This is a genomic window from Comamonas testosteroni, from assembly GCF_000761245.1.
Taxonomy (GTDB): domain Bacteria; phylum Pseudomonadota; class Gammaproteobacteria; order Burkholderiales; family Burkholderiaceae_C; genus Comamonas; species Comamonas testosteroni_C.
On sequence record NZ_AWOR01000001.1, the window covers coordinates 573,833 to 590,445 of the forward strand.

At 62.7% G+C, this 16,613-nt stretch carries 15 protein-coding genes; 9 read left to right on the plus strand and 6 right to left on the minus strand.

Annotated features, from left to right (window positions below):
- Nucleotides 1-14: 14 nt before the first annotated feature.
- Nucleotides 15-2,366 carry a hypothetical protein gene (locus P353_RS02565; RefSeq protein WP_034364846.1) on the plus strand — a complete coding sequence of 784 codons (2,352 nt, stop codon included), beginning with the start codon at nucleotides 15-17 and terminating at the stop codon, nucleotides 2,364-2,366.
- A gap of 86 nt (nucleotides 2,367-2,452) precedes the next feature.
- Here P353_RS02565 and queF read toward each other — a convergent pair whose 3' ends face one another.
- From queF to P353_RS02585, 4 genes are all read right to left on the minus strand, one after another.
- Nucleotides 2,453-3,298 (minus strand): NADPH-dependent 7-cyano-7-deazaguanine reductase QueF, encoded by an 846-nt coding sequence (gene queF / locus P353_RS02570; protein WP_034364848.1) that lies wholly within the window; start codon nucleotides 3,296-3,298, stop codon nucleotides 2,453-2,455.
- A gap of 74 nt (nucleotides 3,299-3,372) precedes the next feature.
- Complete coding sequence (locus P353_RS02575) at nucleotides 3,373-4,272, minus strand: 2OG-Fe(II) oxygenase (protein ID WP_034364851.1); 900 nt, start codon at nucleotides 4,270-4,272, stop codon at nucleotides 3,373-3,375.
- 45 nt (nucleotides 4,273-4,317) lie between these two features.
- A complete protein-coding gene (gene yaaA / locus P353_RS02580) occupies nucleotides 4,318-5,097 on the minus strand; it encodes a peroxide stress protein YaaA (RefSeq protein WP_034364854.1) in 780 nt (259 codons plus the stop codon).
- A gap of 107 nt (nucleotides 5,098-5,204) precedes the next feature.
- On the minus strand, nucleotides 5,205-8,186 hold the full coding sequence (locus P353_RS02585) for an Rne/Rng family ribonuclease (protein WP_034364858.1): 2,982 nt from the start codon (nucleotides 8,184-8,186) through the stop codon (nucleotides 5,205-5,207).
- 586 nt (nucleotides 8,187-8,772) lie between these two features.
- On the opposite strand from P353_RS02585, the gene P353_RS02590 reads away from it, so the two are divergent.
- Genes P353_RS02590 through P353_RS02605 form a run of 4 tightly spaced genes read left to right on the plus strand, consistent with a single transcriptional unit; the run spans nucleotide 8,773 to nucleotide 11,898 of the window.
- Nucleotides 8,773-9,777, plus strand: a complete 1,005-nt coding sequence (locus P353_RS02590; protein ID WP_053283626.1) for an RluA family pseudouridine synthase — start codon at nucleotides 8,773-8,775, stop codon at nucleotides 9,775-9,777.
- Between the two features lie 9 nt (nucleotides 9,778-9,786).
- Nucleotides 9,787-10,470 carry an HAD family hydrolase gene (locus P353_RS02595; protein WP_034364864.1) on the plus strand — a complete coding sequence of 228 codons (684 nt, stop codon included), beginning with the start codon at nucleotides 9,787-9,789 and terminating at the stop codon, nucleotides 10,468-10,470.
- A gap of 8 nt (nucleotides 10,471-10,478) precedes the next feature.
- Nucleotides 10,479-10,844 (plus strand): Rieske (2Fe-2S) protein, encoded by a 366-nt coding sequence (locus P353_RS02600; RefSeq protein WP_034365465.1) that lies wholly within the window; start codon nucleotides 10,479-10,481, stop codon nucleotides 10,842-10,844.
- Between the two features lies 1 nt (nucleotide 10,845).
- The gene (locus tag P353_RS02605) at nucleotides 10,846-11,898 is read left to right on the plus strand and encodes a S49 family peptidase (protein WP_034364867.1); all 1,053 of its coding nucleotides are present in this window, start codon (nucleotides 10,846-10,848) and stop codon (nucleotides 11,896-11,898) included.
- Between the two features lie 95 nt (nucleotides 11,899-11,993).
- Here the strand turns inward: P353_RS02605 and P353_RS02610 are convergent, their stop codons facing one another.
- Nucleotides 11,994-12,782, minus strand: coding sequence for an SAM-dependent methyltransferase (locus P353_RS02610; protein ID WP_034364868.1), 789 nt, complete (start codon nucleotides 12,780-12,782; stop codon nucleotides 11,994-11,996).
- Nucleotides 12,779-13,387 (minus strand): Maf family nucleotide pyrophosphatase, encoded by a 609-nt coding sequence (locus P353_RS02615; protein WP_034364872.1) that lies wholly within the window; start codon nucleotides 13,385-13,387, stop codon nucleotides 12,779-12,781. The genes P353_RS02610 and P353_RS02615 overlap by 4 nt, the downstream gene beginning before the upstream one ends.
- A gap of 25 nt (nucleotides 13,388-13,412) precedes the next feature.
- Between P353_RS02615 and P353_RS02620 the strand changes: the two genes are divergently transcribed.
- From P353_RS02620 to P353_RS02635, 4 genes are all read left to right on the plus strand, one after another.
- Entirely contained in the window at nucleotides 13,413-13,967 is a 555-nt protein-coding gene (locus P353_RS02620) for a YceD family protein (RefSeq protein ID WP_034364875.1), read from the plus strand.
- Nucleotides 13,968-14,202: 235 nt separating this feature from the next.
- Nucleotides 14,203-14,385, plus strand: a complete 183-nt coding sequence (gene rpmF, locus P353_RS02625; protein ID WP_003058062.1) for a 50S ribosomal protein L32 — start codon at nucleotides 14,203-14,205, stop codon at nucleotides 14,383-14,385.
- 197 nt (nucleotides 14,386-14,582) lie between these two features.
- Entirely contained in the window at nucleotides 14,583-15,623 is a 1,041-nt protein-coding gene (gene plsX, locus P353_RS02630; protein WP_034364877.1) for a phosphate acyltransferase PlsX, read from the plus strand.
- 8 nt (nucleotides 15,624-15,631) lie between these two features.
- Entirely contained in the window at nucleotides 15,632-16,612 is a 981-nt protein-coding gene (locus tag P353_RS02635) for a beta-ketoacyl-ACP synthase III (RefSeq protein ID WP_034364880.1), read from the plus strand.
- Nucleotide 16,613: the final 1 nt, after the last annotated feature.

Here is a 16,613-nt window from a genome sequence, read left to right on the forward strand (position 1 = left end):
GGTAGGATTGCGGCATGAGTGTTGTGCTGATCCTGATCGCCATTGCGGCGCTGGCCCTGTGTGTGCTGATCTGGCTGATATCGCGTTTGCGCGCTGACGCCAGACCCGCGTCGTCTGCAACTGCCCTGCAGGAGGCCGAGCCGTCCGTGGCCCAGGCCAGAGTGGCGTCGGAGGCTGCGGCGCAGACACTCTCCGATCAAGAGCTTGCGGCGCAGGCGGATACGGCGTCGGAGTCCAACCGGGATGTGAATTTTCGCCCCCAGGGCGAGCGCGGCATGGGCGGCCCCATCTATGGCGACGTGCTGTGTGCGGACGGCGTCTATCTGCCCCATGTCTGGGAGATGGACATGCACACCTCCTATGACGGGCGCTGGCTGCGCACGGGCTTTTATGACAGCGAGGCGGCCCATCTGGTCGATCGCAAATCACGTCGCAGCTGGCGCATAGACAAGCCGGAAGGCGAGCTCCTGGATGCCATCCATTGGCGCATGCCGCGCTGGAGTGGCGAGAGCATCAATGAAAGCGGCATTGCCGACGATGCACATGTGATCATGTCCGATGCCAGCTTCGAGGCCTGGCTGGGCGAGCATATGGCTGCGCAGCCGCAGCCCCTGCTGCAGGTGGTCGATCTCTGGGTGCCGGCTGACTGCCTGCCTGCCGAGGTCGCCAGGCCCATGCCAACCCTGCCGCAACCGGCTCAGCCCAGCTCGGTGCCGCCAGTGCTGCTGCAGCGCCACTGGCCGGCTTCGCTGCGCAAGCTGCGCTATCCAATGGCTCCGCTGCAGAATCCGCACTGGCAGCTGATGCTGGGTGAGTCCGCCCAGCCCTGGGTGCTGGATGAGAGCCACAGCATGGTCTGGCGTGCCGATGCCCAGGCTTTTGCGCTCTATGCCTACCCTACCCAGGGCGATGCCAGCCAGGCCAGCCTGCGGCTGGCCGTCTGGACCATGGAGCGAGGCTGGCAGCAATGGCCGCAGTTGATGCCCGAGGACCGCAAACCCTGGGCGCTGGGCCTGGCACGGTTGGGCGATGAGCAGGAGTCCGGTGCTTTTCCGCTGAGCTGGCTCAATGAACTGCTGCTGCAGAAAGTGCAGCTCGATATGCCCGAGACCGAGCGCTTGCACGATGGCACCAGCATCAGCTGCGCCATGAGCGAGGTGGATGTCTGCGCTGCCCATCAACGCGATGGCCTGCCCATCATCAAACCCTCGCTGCCCGTGAGCTTCGACTGGCTGCGTGATCCGGCGCAGCCCGCGCTGTGGCGCGCGCAGAGCGAGCCACTCAAGGGCCAGCGCCTGATCTGGACCCTGTCCAAGCCCGCCAGGGAGGAGCTGGGCGAAACAGCGGCCTACAACCTGCAATGGGGCGAGCGCCATCTGCCCGGCAGCTGGGCTCTCGAGCATGTGATCGTGCAGGGGCGCTGGGCGGCTCTCATGCCCCATGGCCGTGCCCCGATTCGCGGCGGCAGCGGCAGCCTGCAGGTCTGGGATGGGGAGCGCCTGCAAAGCGTGGACCTGCCCTGGCCTGTGGTGCGGCTGGCTGCTGTTCCATCCGTCAAGGGCGGCATGGCTGCTCGCATGCGCGTGTTGGCGCTGACGGCCAGTCTGGCGGACAAGGACTGGGACCCCTGCACCGCATCCTGGCGCTGGCCTTTGCAGTCCGTGTCGGCCAGCCATCTGGCCAGACCCGACTGGCGCCCGCTTTACTCCGAGCGCGAACTGGCGCCCGATGCACAAGGCCGTTGGCAGCTGCTGCCGCGCTGGCGCGAGGTGAGACAGATTCAGCATCCCTGCGCCGACGGCGACTATGTCTGGCGTGACGAGGTGCGCGGCGACACCGTCTGGTGGTGGGGTGGCGTGAACGAGCGCGTCAACCACTATTGGCAGCATGATGAACTTCGCAAGGACGGCGTGATCATGACGCGCAGCGGCCTGGCGTTCTGCGGTGTCGGGCCTTGCGCCTGTCCCCATCCCTCGGGCGAAGGCTGGGCCTTGCTGGAGCCGGTGGAGACGCGCTATGGCGAGCCGGGGCAGTGGCAGCTGCACTGGCTCAATCCCGTGGAAAAGGAAGTGCGCACGCTGACGCTCAAGGCGCGCATGCCGGTGCTGCAGGGCTGGGATGCCCAGGGGCTGCATTGGCAGGATTTGCCCTTGCCTGACGACGAGGCGCGGCAGGGCGAGGCGAACGCGGCTCACAAGTCCCGGGCAGAGCCGGCGGCGTCGCGTCAGCTGGTGGTGGCGCAGACCTGGCAGCGTGCTGCGGTCGAGCCCCTGCGCCAGGGCATGAACGGGCTTTGGATGCGCATTCAGGATCTGCGTTATGCCGAGGCTTTGCTGGGGCAGGATGACTGCCCTTGGAAGAGTTGATCCCCCTGAGCCGCTTTGCGGCCTCCCTCTGAGGGGGACGGCAGCTTTGCTGCGGGGCGGCCCTTGCTTGCTGCCCGGTGCCGCTGTTACTGGCGAGCGGTGCGCACGTTGGCGGGCAGGGCGCCCGGGTGGCTGGTGCGCAAGGGGTTGATGTCCAGGCCGCCACGGCGCGTGTAGCGGGCGTAGACGGCAAGCTTGATGGGTTTGCAGCGGCTCCAGATGTCCATGAAGATGCGCTCCACGCATTGCTCATGGAATTCGTTGTGGTTGCGAAAGCTCACCAGGTACTGCAGCAGACCTTCCTGCTCGATCTGTGCACCGCTGTATTGAATCTGCACGCTGCCCCAGTCGGGCTGGCCGGTGACCAGGCAGTTGCTCTTGAGCAGGTTGCTGACCAGGGTTTCGTTGACGGGCGCTTCGTCATGGTTGGCACGCAGCAGCTCGGGAGCCGGCGTGTACCGGGTGCACTCCACATCTAGGCAGTCCAGCAGCAGACCGTCGAGCTCGTGCACTTGCTGGGCATCGAACTGCTCCGCTTCCAGCAGCCGCACGCCCACGCTGCCCTGGACTTGGCTGCCGCGCCAGGTGGCTTCGGACAGATCGCTGCGCAGGCGCGCCAGTACCTCGCTGGCGTCGGCAAAGCGGGTGTTGTTGAAGCTGTTCAGGTACAGCTTGAAGGACTTGCTCTCGATCAGGTTGGGCGTTTCGCAGGGGATGGTGAAATGCGCCAGCGCCACCTGGGGCTTGCCGCGCAGATTGAGCCAGGAAACTTCGAATGCCGTCCACAGATCGGCGCCAAAGAACGGTGGGTTGATGGCGGCGCCGATTTCCTCGCGCTTGGTCAGGCGTGGCAGGGGAAAGAGCAGGGACGCGTCGTACTGGTCTACATAGGCCGAGCTTTTGCCCAGCTGCGATTGTTCAGGGGTGTGCATGATTCAAAAACAAAATGGCCAGCAGTACAAAAGATAGCTGCTGGCGCTTTATGGGTAAGGGCTAGAGCCTGTTTTTACTTGAACTCTCGTTCGCGCAGCCACTTGGTGGCGATCCATTTTTCGCCCTCCAGCACGGGAGCGCCGCCATGCAGGGTCTTGGTGGCCGGGTCGGGCCGGTTATAGCTGAAGAATACGGCATTGCCACGGCGCGGAACGACCTGCAGCCCTACATCGGGAAAGGTGGTTGCGCCGCCGCGCGCGGGCTCGTTGAGATACACGACCAGGGTCCCCACGCGCTGGCCGCCACGCTTGAGTATCGTCGGCGTGCCGGGCTCGTTGGGCGCAAAGTAGTCGTAATGCGGCTTGTATTCGGCGCCTGGCCGGTAGTGCAGCACCTGCATGCCTTCGCCGTTTTCCAGCGGCCAGTTCAGCAGTCGGGCAATGCGCTGCTCCACACGGCTGATGAGCTCGTTCTCGCCGCGCTGGAAGAACATGCCATTGCTGGTGCGGTCGTCATTGACGGCCTCGCCGCCACTCTGGTTGTCCACGGTCAGCGAGCGCTGCATGCGCGGGCGGGCAGCTGCGATGATGGCATCGCATTCCTCGTTGGAGAGCAGGTTGCCGAACACCACCACGCGCGGGTGGCGCACGCTCATCAGCACATGGACATCGCGATCGCCGGCATGGACGCAGCAGGGATCCGTCAGCAGATCGGGCTCGGGAGTGCCTGACTCATGGACCTGCACTGCCACTTCGGCTTCGGGCCTGGCTGCTGCGAAAGGCAAGGGCAGCTCACCCTCTTCGGGCAGGGCCAGCGCGCGGCGCGCCAGATGCTCGGACCAGCCCGCCTTGCGCATGGATTGCAGCAGCGATGGCAGTGGCACGCCAGAGGCGCTTTGTGTGCGCACCCATTGCATCAGCTCGGGTGTCAGGCCGGGAGGTGTGACGAACTCGTCTTGGGTGGAAGTGCTCATGTCGACAATGCTAGTGTGCACTGATGCCGATTTCAATGCGCAGCGTCAGTCTTGCAGCTTGCGGCGGAACACCAGCTTGCCGGGCGTGCAGGCCTGCTCGGCCAGTGCATAGCCTTCCAGGTCGAACTTGCGCAGGTCGGCCACCTTCTTGGCCTTGTGCTGCACGGCCCAGCGCACCATCAGCCCGCGCGCGCGCTTGGCATGGAAGCTGATGATCTTGTATTTGCCGCCCTTGAAGTCCTCGAAAACGCATTCCACCACGCTGGCCTTGAGTGCCTTGAGATCCACGGCCTTGAAGTATTCCTGAGATGCCAGGTTGACGACAATGCGCTCGCTTTGGGCGTCACCGCGCTCGTTCAGATAGTCGGCAATCTGGGTTCCCCAGAACTGGTAGAGGTTGCTGCCCTTGGCGTTTTCCAGCCGGGTGCCCATCTCCAGGCGATAGGGCTGCAGCAGGTCCAGCGGGCGCAGCACGCCGTAGAGGCCGCTCAGGATCACGACATGCTCCTGGGCCCAGTCCAGCTCCCTGGGCTTGAGGCTGGCGGCATTCAGGCCCTCATAGACATCGCCATTGAAGGCCAGCACCGCCTGGCGCGAGTTCTTGGCGGTGAACCTGGCACTGAACGCTTCGTAGCGGCCCACATTGAGTACGGCCAGCTTGTCACTGATGCTCATGAGCTCCGAAATCTGCTGGGGAGATTTCTCGCGCAGCACTTCAATCAGTTCCAGTGGCTGCTTTTTGAACACCGGCAGCGTGTGCGGCAGCTCGGCGGAGATAGGGCTTTCATAGTCCAGCGATTTGGCCGGAGAGATCAGAAACAACATGGCTTGACGTTCACTCAATCAAAGAAAGGGCGCATGAAAAAGGGCCAGGGCCCCATCCACCGAAGTGGACAGTGCCCTTGGCCCTGTGATGCCGCAAGGCAGTCTGCTTAGGCGTTGGCGCCTGCAGCCTGTTCTTCCTTCTCGAACGGCAGCTGCATCAGGCTCAGATCCTTGCGGGTCTCGACCAGAATCAGCGGGCCTTCGTCGAGCACCACCACGGGCGGGCGCTCGCGAGGAATGCGCACGGGCTTGGGCTCGGCGGCAATCGCAGCCTGGACGGCGGCGATCTTTTCGGCATCGGAGTTGATCCATTCCAGACCCGATGCGGCTGCCAGGGCTTGCAGCTCGGCAATCGGCAGCGCATAGCTCTGTGCCTTGGGCGCTGCGACTGCCGGGGCAGGAGCCACGGTTTCAGCCACAGGCTCCACGGCGACAGCCTGAGGCTCTGCGGCAACCGCAGGCTCTGCTTGCTCGGGCTGGGCGGGTTCCGCCGCAGGAGCGACAGCTGTCACTACGGCTTCTGCTGCCACGGGTGCCTGCACTTGTGCAGCAACAGGCGCTTGCTCTGCCTGAGCCTGAGGTGCAACAGCATCAAAGTAGCTGCGGCGTGCCGGCTGCTCGCCAGCGTCTGCGGCAGGCACTTCGACCGGAGCCTGGGCTTCGGCTGTCTGCTCGGCAGACTGCTCTTCTGCCTGGGCATCGCGCGGTGCACGGTCGCGGCGGTCACGGCCATAGCGGTCACGCGAACGGCGCTGACGGGGCTCGCGAGCCTCGCCGCCTTGTGCGCCATCCTGAGCCTGGGCATCCACAGCGTCGACCTTGGCGGTGTCCAGTGCCGCTTCGTCGGCAACGGCCTGCATGGCGGGCTGGGCATCGGCGTTGCGATTCTGGCGCTCGCGGCGACCTTCACCGCGTTCGCCACGCTCATTGCGTTCCGCACGCTCGCCGCGCTCCTGGCGGTTGCGCTCGGGCTTGGGAGCTGCGTTGAACTCTTCGCCATTCAGCGCGGCTTCTGCCACCTGGGGCTGGCGGTCGTCACGGCGCTCGTTGCGTTCACTACCGCGGCGGTTGCCGCGCTCGGGGCGGTCCTGACGCTGTTGCTGCTCGGGGCGCTCGTTGCGTTGCTGCTCGTCACGGCCCTGGGCGTTGCGGCGGCTGTTGCGGTCGCCACGTTCGCTGCCATTGCGCTCCGCGCTGTTGCGGTCGCCGCGTTCGTTGCGGTCACCACCACGGCGGTTGCGGTCACCGCCACGGCCTTCGCCTCGGCGGCCGTCGCGGCTGCCTTCACGGGCGGCAGGGGCGGGTGCTTCGGCCACGGGAGCGGGCACTGCCACGGGAGCCGGTGCGCCAAAGCCGAACAGGTTCTTGAGCCAGGCAAAAAAGCCTTGCTCGCGCACCACGGGTCGGGCCGCTACGGGAGTGGGCGTCTCAGCGGCAGCGGCAGCGCGCGGCTGGCGCGGCGGGCGAGGCTCGGCAATCGGCGCGGGAGCATCGGGCAGCACGCCCTTGATGACGGGGGTCTGCTTGTTGGTGGGCTCCTGCGAGCGGCGTGTGACCGTTGTCACCTCTTCGGGCTCGTCGGCCAGCTTGTAGCTGGCTTCCATGGATTCCAGGCGCGAGTCGTCGTGCTTGAGACGCTCGAGCTTGTAGTGCGGCGTGTCCATGGACTTGTTGGGCACCATGATCACGTTGACGCGCTGCTTGAGCTCGATCTTGGTGATTTCGCTGCGCTTTTCGTTGAGCAGGAAGGAAGCCACTTCCACGGGCACCTGGCAGTGCACGGCGGCCGTGTTGTCCTTCATGGACTCTTCCTGGATGATGCGCAGAATCTGCAGCGCCGAGCTTTCCGTGTCGCGGATGTGGCCGGAGCCGCCGCAGCGCGGGCAGTTGATGTGGGCGCCCTCGGACAGGGCGGGCTTGAGGCGCTGGCGGCTCATTTCCATCAGGCCGAACTTGCTGATGGTGCCGAACTGCACGCGGGCGCGGTCCTGGCGCAGGGCATCGCGCAGGCGGTTTTCCACTTCGCGGCGGTTCTTTGCCTCTTCCATGTCGATGAAGTCGATCACGATCAGGCCGCCCAGGTCGCGCAGGCGCATCTGGCGCGCCACTTCGTCGGCTGCCTCGAGGTTGGTGCGGGTCGCGGTTTCCTCGATATCGCCGCCCTTGATGGCGCGGGCCGAGTTCACGTCCACGGAGACCAGGGCTTCGGTGTGGTCGATCACGATGGCGCCGCCCGAGGGCAGGGTCACGGTGCGCGAGTAGGCGGACTCGATCTGGTGCTCGATCTGGAAGCGCGAGAACAGGGGGGCGTCGTCGCGGTAGCGCTTGACGCGGGCAGCGTGCTCGGGCATCACATGTGCCATGAACTGCTGGGCCTGTTCATAGATGTCATCGGTGTCGATCAGGATGTCGCCGATGTCATTGTTGAAATAGTCGCGGATGGCGCGGATCACCAGGCTGGATTCCTGATAGATCAGGAATGCGCCCTTGGAGGCCTTGGCTGCGCCGTCGATGGCGCTCCACAGCTTGAGCAGATAGTTCAGGTCCCACTGCAGCTCGGGAGCCGAGCGGCCAATGCCGGCAGTGCGTGCAATGATGGACATGCCCTTGGGGTACTCGAGCTGGTCCATGGCCTCCTTGAGCTCGGCGCGATCCTCGCCCTCGATGCGGCGCGAAACGCCACCGCCACGGGGGTTGTTGGGCATCAGCACCACATAGCGGCCGGCCAGCGAGATGAAGGTGGTCAGGGCCGCGCCCTTGTTGCCGCGCTCTTCTTTTTCGACCTGGACGATCAGCTCCTGACCTTCGCGGATCACGTCGTTGATGCGGGCCTGGCTGGGCGAGACGCCTTCGGCAAAGTATTGCTTGGAGATTTCCTTGAAGGGCAGGAAGCCGTGGCGGTCTTCGCCATAGTCCACAAAGCAGGCTTCGAGAGAAGGCTCGACGCGGGTCACGACGGCCTTGTAGATATTGCCCTTGCGTTGTTCGCGACCTTCGATTTCGATCTCGTAGTCCAGCAGCTTCTGGCCATCCACAATGGCCAGGCGGCGTTCTTCGGACTGTGTCGCGTTAATCAGCATCCGTTTCATGATGCGTTTCCTTTATTCGTTTTATGGGGCACGCTGGTCACAGACCAACGCACCTTTGACTGGTAATCAAAGACAGGCTCAACAGGAGCCGTGATGCCAGACGAACGCGTTGAAACGGATGAGGAATCTGGGGGCGGTACAGGACGGCGCTACTGGCCTGATCTCAAGTCAGTAGCGGAGGTACAGGCCGGGGGACGAGCGGGAGAGGACGCGCATGCAGACGGGGTACAAAAGAAGCCGATGCGCGTGCTAGGGAGGTGGGTGGTTTCTTCAAGACATGGCTCGTCTCGGGGGCCGGCCGTGCCTTGCCCCAGAGGTTGATCAGCAATGTCCAAAAGATCCACATGCTCGTTGAGAGAACCGGCAGTTGCAGGCTGCTTTTGCCTGGTCAACTGCACGGTATGAGATTCCGTATCAGTGTTTCAATTCGTCAGCCTTTGCCAGGCTTTCACAGGCTGCTGCAGCTCATCTTGACTGCAATTTGCGTGTGCAAAACTGGCGGGCATCGACCTGCCTGTGCGGTGGGAAATGATTGTTTGGACTAAACTCCATGCGAATCAATCACTTACAACTAAGCTCGGCACAGGTGAAACACATTATAGAGGGCAAACCGGCGCAGGGCCGGTCACAGAATACGGCTGCGGCCTCGGTACGGCTGATCGAGGTCGATGAAGACTCCGCCGGACAGCGACTCGACAACTTTCTCATGCGCCACCTCAAGGGGGTGCCCAAGACCCATGTCTACCGCATCATCCGCAGCGGTGAAGTGCGTATCAACAAGGGGCGCGTGAGTGCCGAGACCCGGGTTCAGCCCGGCGACGTGGTGCGCCTTCCCCCGGTCCGGATTTCTGAAAAAGTGACTGAAAAAGCGGAACGCCCGGCGCCGGCTAAGGACTTTCCCGCCCTGTTGGATGACGAACACATGATTGCGTTGTCCAAGCCTGCCGGCGTGGCCGTGCATGGCGGCTCGGGCGTGAGCTTTGGCGTCATCGAGCAACTGCGCCAGGCGCGTCCCGATGCCAAGTTCCTCGAACTGGTGCACCGGCTGGATCGCGAAACCTCGGGCATTTTGCTGGTGGCCAAAAAGCGCTCCGCACTCATCAATCTGCAGGACCAGTTTCGAGAGCGCGAGACCGGCAAGACCTATCTGGCGCTGGTGCAGGGGGCCTGGCCGGCCAACAAGAAGGTCATTGATCTGCCGCTGCACAAGTATCTGCAGGCCGACGGCGAGCGCCGCGTGCGCGTGACCACGGCCGATGACCCGGATGGAATGCGCTCCATCACCCTGGTCAAGGTCAGAAAGCTGATCGAGCCACGCCCCTTGCAGGGACTGCCTGCCATGAGTCTGCTGGAAGTGACCATCAAGACGGGTCGTACCCACCAGATTCGCGTGCATCTGTCCTCGCAGGGGCATCCCATCGTGGGCGATGACAAATATGGTGATTTTGATCTCAACCGTCGTGTGCAAAAGCAGGGGCTCAAACGCATGTTTCTGCACGCCTGGCGGCTACAGTTCAATCATCCCGCCAGCGGCGAGCGTGTCGAGTTGCGCGCCGAGTTGCCGCCGGAGCTGGCGGATTTTGTGAACTGACTAGGCTTCATGACTACTGAAAACCATAGCGCCCGGCGACCACGCCGCTTCGATCTGATTGCATTTGACTGGGATGGGACCGTGGCGGACTCCACGGCCATCATCAGTCGCAGCATCCAGGAGGCGGTGCGTGATGTGGGCGGCACCGTACCCAGCGACGAGCAGGCTGCCTATGTGATCGGCATGGCGCTGATGCCAGCCCTGGCCCGTGCGGCACCCGATGTGCCGCCCGAAAAATATCCTGAGCTGGCCAATCGCTATCGCTTTCACTTCTTCAAGCATCAGGACGATATCTGCGTGTTTGACGGCATCCTGCCGCTGCTTGCCGAGCTGCGCGAGCGCGGCCACTGGCTGACCGTGGCCACGGGCAAGAGTCGCATGGGGCTCAACCATGCGCTGCAGGACCCGCAGCTCAAGGGATTGTTCGACGGTTCGCGCACGGCCGATGAGACCGCCGGCAAGCCCAGTCCGCTGATGTTGCACGAGTTGATGGCCGAATTCGGTGTGGAGCCCGAGCGGACACTGATGATTGGCGACACCACGCACGATTTGCAGATGGCGCAGAACGCCGGCTGTGCCTGTGTGGGGGTTTCCTATGGTGCCCATGCTCCCGACGGCTTCTCCCAGTTCAATCCGCTGTTCGTGGCCGACTCCGCAGCGCAGCTGCGGGCCTGGTTGCTGGCCAACGCGTGAAGGCCGCCATGACGCAGACCGTGGAGTTGTGCGCCAGTGCCGATCTGGTCGACGGCGGCCGGGCTGTGGGCTTTGACGTGCGGTATGCCGGGCAGGGCAGCCGCGCTTTTGCGATTCGCTACCAGGGGCAGGTCTATGCCTATCTGAATCGCTGCAGCCATATTCCCATGGAAATGGACTACCAGGAAGGTCAGTTTTTTGACGATTCCGGTCGCTGGCTGTTGTGTTCTACCCACGGAGCTGCCTATGAACCTGACAGCGGTGCCTGCGCTGGCGGTCCTTGCCGTGGCGGGCTGGTAAAAATCGCCTTGAGCGAAAGCGATGGCGTGGTGCGCTGGCATACTGGGCCACAACTGAAACCTCCAGAGTTTTGAGATGAGTTCCCCAAACACCCCTGACAACCATGATTCCCAGCAGCATGTGACGCCGGGCGCGGACCTGTGGTCCAAGGCTTCTGCCACATCCGCCGAGGCGCCGGCCGCAGCCAAGGTCTCCGGGAATGGAGGCTGGGAGCGCGATGTGCTGGAAAAGCTGGTGTTTGCTTCCATCAAGGAGCAGCGAGCAGCACGGCGCTGGCGCTTTTTCAGCCGTCTGCTGTGGTCCGTAGTGGTGCTGCTGGTGCTGTGGGCGGTGTTCTTCAAGGATACGGCCACCAAGACCAGCACCTCACCCCATACAGCGGTGGTGGAGATCAAGGGCGAGATCGCCTCGGGAGCGGATGCCAGTGCCGAGTTCGTGGTGGCCGCCATGCGCAGTGCCTTTGAGGATTCGGGCTCGCGCGCCGTGGTGCTGCTGATTAACTCGCCCGGCGGTAGCCCCGTGCAGGCAGGCATCATCAACGACGAGATGACACGTCTCAAGGCCAAGTACAACAAGCCTCTGTATGCGGTGGTCGAAGAGTCCTGCGCCTCGGCGGCCTACTACATCGCGGCGGCGGCCGACGAGATTTTTGTCGACAAGGCCAGCATCGTGGGCAGCATCGGCGTGCTCATGGACGGTTTCGGCTTCACAGGGGTGATGGACAAGGTGGGAGTGGAGCGCCGCCTGCTGACGGCTGGCGAGAACAAGGGCTTTCTCGATCCGTTCAGCCCCATGTCGGCGCAGCAAAAGGAATTTGCGCTGCAGATGCTGGAGCAGATTCACCAGCAGTTCATCGGCGTGGTCAAGGCCGGTCGTGGCGACCGCCTGCATGAAACCCCCGAAATGTTCAGCGGACTGTTCTGGACCGGCCAGCAGGCCGTGGAGCTGGGTCTGGCCGACAAGCTGGGCAGCCTCGACTTTGTGGCGCGTGAAGTGGTCAAGGCCGAGGAAGTCATCGACTACACCCGCCGCGACAATGTGGCCGAACGTCTGGCTAAGCGATTTGGTGCGGCCATCGGCGAGGGATCGGTAAAAGCCATGCGCGGGCTGGTGCCCAGCATTCGCTGATCAAGCATCAGAGAGGCGTTAACCTTTTCTGGATAAATGCCAGTAGCTATAAAAAAGCCTGCGGTTTGGCCGCAGGCTTTTTTGTTTATTGGCGCTCAACGGCCTATGGCAAACACCACCGGCGTGCGGTTGTCGGGTGGTGCATTGCGCTGGCGCCATTCGCGCACCAGATGGCTTTCAATGCGCGCCGTCTCCAGCGTCAATCCGCTGGCCAGGGCCAGCCTGGTATTTGGTTGCAAGGTTTGCAGCAACGCCTGCCAGAGGGCTGCATTGCGGTAAGGCGTCTCGATGAACTGCTGGGTCTGGCCGTGACGCAGGGCCAGGCTCTCCAGTTCCTTGATGCGGGCCGTGCGCTCAGCACCATCCTGAGGCACATAGCCGACAAAGGCGAAATTCTGGCCGTTGAGGCCGCTGGCTGCCAGGCCCAGCAGCAGCGAGACCGGCCCCGTCAGCGGCACGACGCGAATGCCCAGATCATGGGCGGCACGCACGATGGAGCTGCCGGGGTCGGCCACGGCGGGCATGCCCGCCTCGCTGATCAAGCCCATGTCCTGCCCGGCCAGTGCTGGTGCCAGCAGGGGTTTAGAGTCGAAGACGGCGCCGCCCTTGTTGCCGTGGTCGCCTTTTTTGTGGGCTTCGCGTGGCAGCTCGGCAATGTTCTGGGCCTGCAGCGGCGCAGCCAGCGGGAACAAGGCGTCGATGCGCTTGAGATAGGCGCGGGCCGTCTTGGCGTTTTCGCTGATCCAGTGAGTCAGAGAGGCGGCGCGGCGCAGTGTGCCCTCGGGCAGCACCTCGGTCAGCGCTGTTTGGCTTTCGCAGCCGAAATCGAGTGGGGCGGGCACCAGATAAAGGGTGCCTGCTTTGCTTTTAGATGTGTCGCTCATGGCAGAACCACTCCTGAGGCACGCAGCAACTGGCAGGTGCGGATCAGCGGCAGGCCTATCAGTGCCGTGGGGTCGTCGCTGACGATGGCATCCAGAAGGGCAATGCCCAGGCCTTCGCTCTTGGCCGAGCCTGCGCAGTCATAGGGCTGCTCGGCGCGCAGGTAGCGCTCGATCTCAAGGTCGTTCAGTTCGCGAAAGCGCACTTGCACCGTGACCACGCTGGATTCCGTGAAGCCGGTTTCGGTACAGCTCACGCAGACGCCGGTGTGGAAATTCATCTGGCGGCCGCTCATCTGGCGCAGCTGTTCGGTGGCTCGCTCGTGGGTGCCAGGCTTGGACAGGGGCTGCCCGTCTAGCTCGGGCACCTGATCGGAGCCGATCACAATGGCGCCGGGGTGCAACTGGGCCACGGCCTGCGCCTTGGCTACGGCCAGACGCAGACTCAGGTCGTGGGGTGTTTCGCCGCTGAGCGGGGTTTCATCCACTTCGGGAGACACTGTCTCGAACGGCAGTTGCAGGCGGCTGAGCAGCTCACGGCGGTAGCGCGAGGTGGAGCCAAGAATCAATGGACGCTCAAGTCGTCCGGCAATCAATAAGTCGGGCATTGCGGGATTCTCTTACACTGGCTGCATGAGCAAGGATTTTTCTGCGACCCGGCTGGACGTGCGTGCTTTCGCGCAGGCTGCAGGTCATCTGCATGGTCAGGCACCATTGTCGGACTTCAAGCGTCTGGCGGCCGATGCGTTGGCGATTACTGGCGAGCAGCCCCTGGTGCGCTGGGAAGCTGAAGGCGAGCTGGTGGAGCAAAAAGGCGGCAGCGGCCATGTGTGGCTGCACCTGAGTGCCGAGGTGGCTTTGCCGCTGACCTGTCAGCGCTGCTTGACCGCGGCCGATATTCCCCTTTACGTGGATCGGTCATTTCGCTTCGTTCCGGACGAAGCGACGGCAGAGCTGGAAGATGACGACAGCGATGAGGATGTGCTGGCATTGAGCAGCGAGTTCAATCTGCTGGAGTTGATCGAGGACGAGTTGCTGATGGAAGTGCCTGTAGTGCCTCGCCATGAGGTCTGCCCGGTCCCCGTCAAGCTAGAAGTCAGCGATGACGCCTTCGAGCAGGCCAATGAGCAAAAGGAAAACCCTTTTGCCGTGCTGCAATCTCTCAATGTAGGCAAGTCTGCCGACTGATCCATCCCATGGCACGGTGGGGATTTGATTTTGCCTGGGCCGCGAAAAGCGTTTGCGCTATAATCGTGAGCTTCGCGCGAAACCCCCTCGTGTCTTTAATGGGCTGATCGCGTTTTTTTAGGACTTGCACGGACAAGGGCGCTCTCTCGCTGAGTGCGTCGAAAGGCAGAGTTTTTTGCCCGGTCTTGCTGTGTGGGTCGTGTTACCAACCCTTTCAAGATACACAGGAGCCATCATGGCTGTTCAGCAAAACAAGAAGTCTCCCTCCAAGCGCGGCATGCACCGTTCGCACAACGCACTGAATGTGCCTGGCATCGCTGTTGAAGCCACTACCGGCGAGACACACCTGCGCCACCACATCAGCCCCAACGGCGTGTACCGTGGCCGTCAAGTGCTGAAGAACAAGTCCGAAGCCTAAGCGACGACTGCATTCGCAAAGCCTGTTGCTACATTTTTTGTAGCAGCAGGCTTTTGTTTTTATGGAAGATATTTGCAAAGCCTGTCATGACAGGCCTTGCTGCAAAATCTCAACGCTGGTTTTGCAAATAGCTTCTGTTGTGGTCCTCGGATCCTTCAATTCATCATCCCAAGCCTAATTGGATTTGTCAGTCGCCCATGATTAATTTGGCTGTTGACTGCATGGGGGGCGACCATGGCCCCCGCGTCACGCTGGCCGCGTGCCGTCAGTTTCTGAATTCACACCCCGATGCGCATCTGCTGCTGGTCGGCAAGGCCGAGGAGTTGGCCGGCTTCAAGCATGAGCGCGTGACCATTGTTCCCGCCACGGAGGTGGTGAGCATGGATGATCCCGTGGAAATAGCTCTGCGCAAGAAAAAGGACTCGTCCATGCGCGTGGCCGTGCAGCAGGTCAAGAATGGTGCGGCTCAGGCTGCAGTGTCGGCGGGCAATACCGGGGCGCTGATGGCGATCTCGCGCTATCTGCTCAAGACGCTGGATGGCATTGACCGTCCTGCCATTGCCTTTGGTTTGCCCAACGCCAAGGGTAGCGACACCACCATGTTGGACCTGGGGGCCAATGTGGACTGCACGGCGGAGCATCTGCTTCAGTTTGCGGTCATGGGCTCGGCCCTGGTGTCGGCGCTCAAGAACACGGAGGCGCCCAGCGTCGGCCTGCTCAACATCGGTGAAGAGCTGATCAAGGGCAGTGAAGTCATCAAGCGTGCGGGAGAGCTGCTGCGCGCTGCAGGCGATGCGGGCAACCTCAACTTCTACGGCAATGTGGAAGGCAACGACACCTTCAAGGGCGTGGTGGACATTGTCGTGTGCGATGGTTTCGTTGGTAACGTTGCGCTCAAGACCACCGAGGGAGTCGCCTCGATGATCTCGGGGATTCTCAAGGAAGAGTTCAAGCGCAACATCTTCACCAAGATTGCTGCCATCATTGCCTATCCGGTGTTATCTGCGCTGATGAAGCGTGTTGATCACCGTCGTTACAACGGCGCTGCATTGCTGGGTCTGCGCGGGCTGGTCTTCAAAAGCCATGGCTCGGCTGATGCAATGGCATTCGAGCATGCTTTGAACCGCGCGTATGATGCGGCACGCAACAACCTGCTTGACCGTGTCCGCAGCCGTATTGCTGCTGCCGCCCCCTTGTTGCTGGCAGCGCAGACGGAATCTGGAACTTCGGCGCCCTGATAGAAGACATGAGACGCTACGCACGCATCATTGGCACCGGCAGTTACCTGCCGCCCCGCCGCCTGACCAATAACGACCTCGCAGCCGAGCTGGCTCAGCGCGGCCTGGAAACCTCGGACGAGTGGATCGTCGAGCGCACCGGCATTCGTGCCCGCCACTTTGCCGAGCCCGATGTGACCAGCAGCGACCTGGCTCTTGAGGCCAGCCGCAAGGCCATCGAGGCGGCAGGCATAGAGGCTTCGGATATCGATCTGATCATTGTCGCAACGTCTACTCCGGACATGGTGTTTCCCTCGACGGCCGCCATCCTGCAGCACAAGTTGGGCATCAGCAATGGCTGCCCAGCCTTCGATGTGCAGGCCGTGTGCAGTGGTTTCGTCTATGCACTGACGGTGGCCGATTCCATGATTCAGACCGGCGCGGCCAAGCGCGTGCTGGTGGTGGGCTCCGAAGTCTTCAGCCGCATCCTGGATTTCAACGACCGCACGACCTGCGTGCTGTTCGGTGATGGCGCGGGCGCCGTGGTGCTGGAGGCCTCCGACGAGCCCGGCATTCTGTCCACCGAGCTGCACGCCGATGGCAGCCATGTCGGCATTCTCTGCGTGCCTGGCAATGTCTCCGGCGGCAATGTGCTGGGCGATCCCTTGCTCAAGATGGATGGTCAGGCTGTCTTCAAGCTGGCGGTGAGCGTGCTGGACAAGGCGGCTCGCTCCGTGCTGGAAAAGGCAGGTCTGACGGATGCCGACATTGATTGGCTGATTCCGCATCAGGCCAATATCCGCATCATGCAAAGCACGGCACGAAAGCTCAAGCTGTCCATGGACAAGGTGGTAGTGACCGTCGATCAGCATGGCAACACCTCGGCAGCTTCGATTCCTCTGGCACTCGATCACGGTGTGCGCAGTGGACAGGTCAAAAAAGGCCAGACCGTGCTGCTCGAAGGGGTGGGTGGTGGCTTCACCTGGGGTGCGGTGCTCCTCAAGATGTAGC